The sequence below is a fragment of the Streptomyces sp. NPDC002306 genome, from assembly GCF_053593435.1.
The window spans coordinates 5,111-7,133 of the sequence record NZ_JBSFCK010000098.1 but is presented as its reverse complement, the minus strand read 5'-3'; the positions used below and the strand labels follow the sequence as shown (position 1 = coordinate 7,133).

Here is a 2,023-nt window from a genome sequence, read left to right as displayed (position 1 = left end):
GAGGCCCTGTCTTCATGCGCGTACCACGGGAAGATCACCCCGGCGGCAAACCTGTTCGACCCGCACGTTCCATGATCGGTTGAGATACGGCTTCTAACATTCCCGGCTCGGCTTGGACGGCAGCCACCGAACCCGACGGAGGGATTCGTGACGGCGCCTGGGTCGCCGAGCTCGACGGCGACGTACTCAAGGGCTGGCTGAAGGGAATGCGGCTGATCGTCCGCATGGAACGCCCCCACCCGGCGCCCAGTTGCGCGTTACGGACACCGACGGACAGCGGCTGACCTGCTGCCACCACACCACCGGCACGGCGATCGCCGCCCTCGAACTGCGCCACCGCCAGCGGGCGAGAGCCGAGGACCGCATTCGAGGAGCCCGTGCTACTGGCTTGCGTAACCTGCCCCTCCACGACACCGCGCAGAACCAGATCTGGCTGGAGACCGTCCAGCTCGCCCTGGCTGGCCGGCCCGGCTCTGGGCGCCCCGCCGCCTGCGGATCCGTCTGTTCTCCGCTGCCGCCCAGCTCGTCACCACAGCCCGCCGTCGATACCTGAAATTCGCGACGCACTGGCCTTGAACCGACGCGATCGAACCACTGCAGGTCCTACCGAACCCCGGCTGACCAGCAGCAACAACCCACTCCTACAACCAGGACCCGCACGCCGGAGCCGTGGAACCCGGCGCCCACGCGACGCGAAAGCCGGGCCCCAAACCTGCCCACACCCCACCCAACAAGCCGAAACAGCCCACCAGATGAACCAGCAAGCCGTCACGAAAGATCGATGCTAACAGGGCCCTCGTCACCACACCCACTGACCAGCCCATTTCACCAATCAGCAGAGGATGAAAGTGGCTCAGTGATCCCGAAGTGATCCGCGGAAATGGTCGCCGCGACCATCCGCACCCTCTTCGCTCAGCCCACCGCTGAAGCCGGTCCGGACCCAGCCCGACACCGTCGCGGACATACTCGGCCGGCATTTCCCCAAGGTCACAGACATGCTCCTCAGTGCGCGACCGCCAGGGCCACGTCCAGCAGGATCTTCCCCGGATCGTGCACCGCCCGCGCCTTGCACCACGGCGCCTGAGCCATCGATATCGCCTGGTCCAGCCCGGTTTTACGGGCCGTCTCCACCAGCAGAACGCCTCCCGCCTGCGAGACCACTGCCCGGCCACCGCCCTCGACGCGGACACGCGGATAGGACCCGACACACTTCTTCACCTGGAAAGTGCCTCCGACGGTGGCAGGAACAAGGACCTCGACAATCCTCATTCTTGCTGCTCAGAGGCGCTTTTTGTTTGCCTGACCACCCGTCGGACACCGAGCTTCACGAAAGCGCGAGGTTAGTTCCGTATCGAGCCATGCTCGACGTCCCGTACGAACTCGTCGAGCATGTTGCCTGGCTGCTCTACAGCACACCGCCGCGCACGCAACACCCACTGGTGCAGACCCGGTTGCTTCAAACAAGCCCTGCTCGCTCTGGTCGACCTGCGCAAGAACGCGACGTTCGCCCAACTGGGCGCCGGTTTCGGCATACCCGAGAGCACCGCCTGGCCCTATGTCGACGAGACACTGGACATCCTATGCCGCTGCCTGCAACTTCTCGTACTCGGCGTGGAATTCTGCGGGAGTCTTGTAGCCGCTGTGCCACGTGCTCTCTCCGGCGTTCTGGACTTCGATCCGATGGGAACCGCTGTGCGAGAACTTCGGGGCGCCTCACCAGCGCCGCCGCGAACTCATCGAGGGCTGCCTCACCGAGACCGACCTCACTCTCACCTCACACCCACCGACCCGAACCAGAAAAGCTCAATAACCATCGAGTACTAATTGCTCAATCTTGCATGCGGAACGCCACCTACCGTCTCGGACGGTAGCCGCACGCCGGTGCACCGGCGTGCCTATCGGTGATACGCAGACTGGCACCTACTCGCTAGAAAAGGAGAACCCATGCATAACTTTGATTTCGAGGCCGAGTTCGACGAGGACGTCGAGATGTGTCTCGTCGATGGGGCCCTGGTCCCCAATC

General features: G+C 64.1%; 3 pseudogenes. 2 read left to right on the top strand and 1 reads right to left on the bottom strand.

The features are described 5' to 3' along the window. Positions 1-101: 101 nt before the first annotated feature. Positions 102-576: pseudogene (locus ACWCQK_RS41650) on the top strand (transposase); the annotation flags it as partial. Between the two features lie 432 nt (positions 577-1,008). Here ACWCQK_RS41650 and ACWCQK_RS41645 read toward each other — a convergent pair. Then, positions 1,009-1,218, bottom strand: a pseudogene (locus ACWCQK_RS41645) (IS1380 family transposase); the annotation flags it as partial. A 140-nt stretch (positions 1,219-1,358) separates the two neighbouring features. On the opposite strand from ACWCQK_RS41645, the pseudogene ACWCQK_RS41640 reads away from it, so the two are divergent. Beyond that, a pseudogene (locus tag ACWCQK_RS41640) lies at positions 1,359-1,581 on the top strand (helix-turn-helix domain-containing protein); the annotation flags it as partial. Between the last annotated feature and the right edge of the window lie 442 nt (positions 1,582-2,023).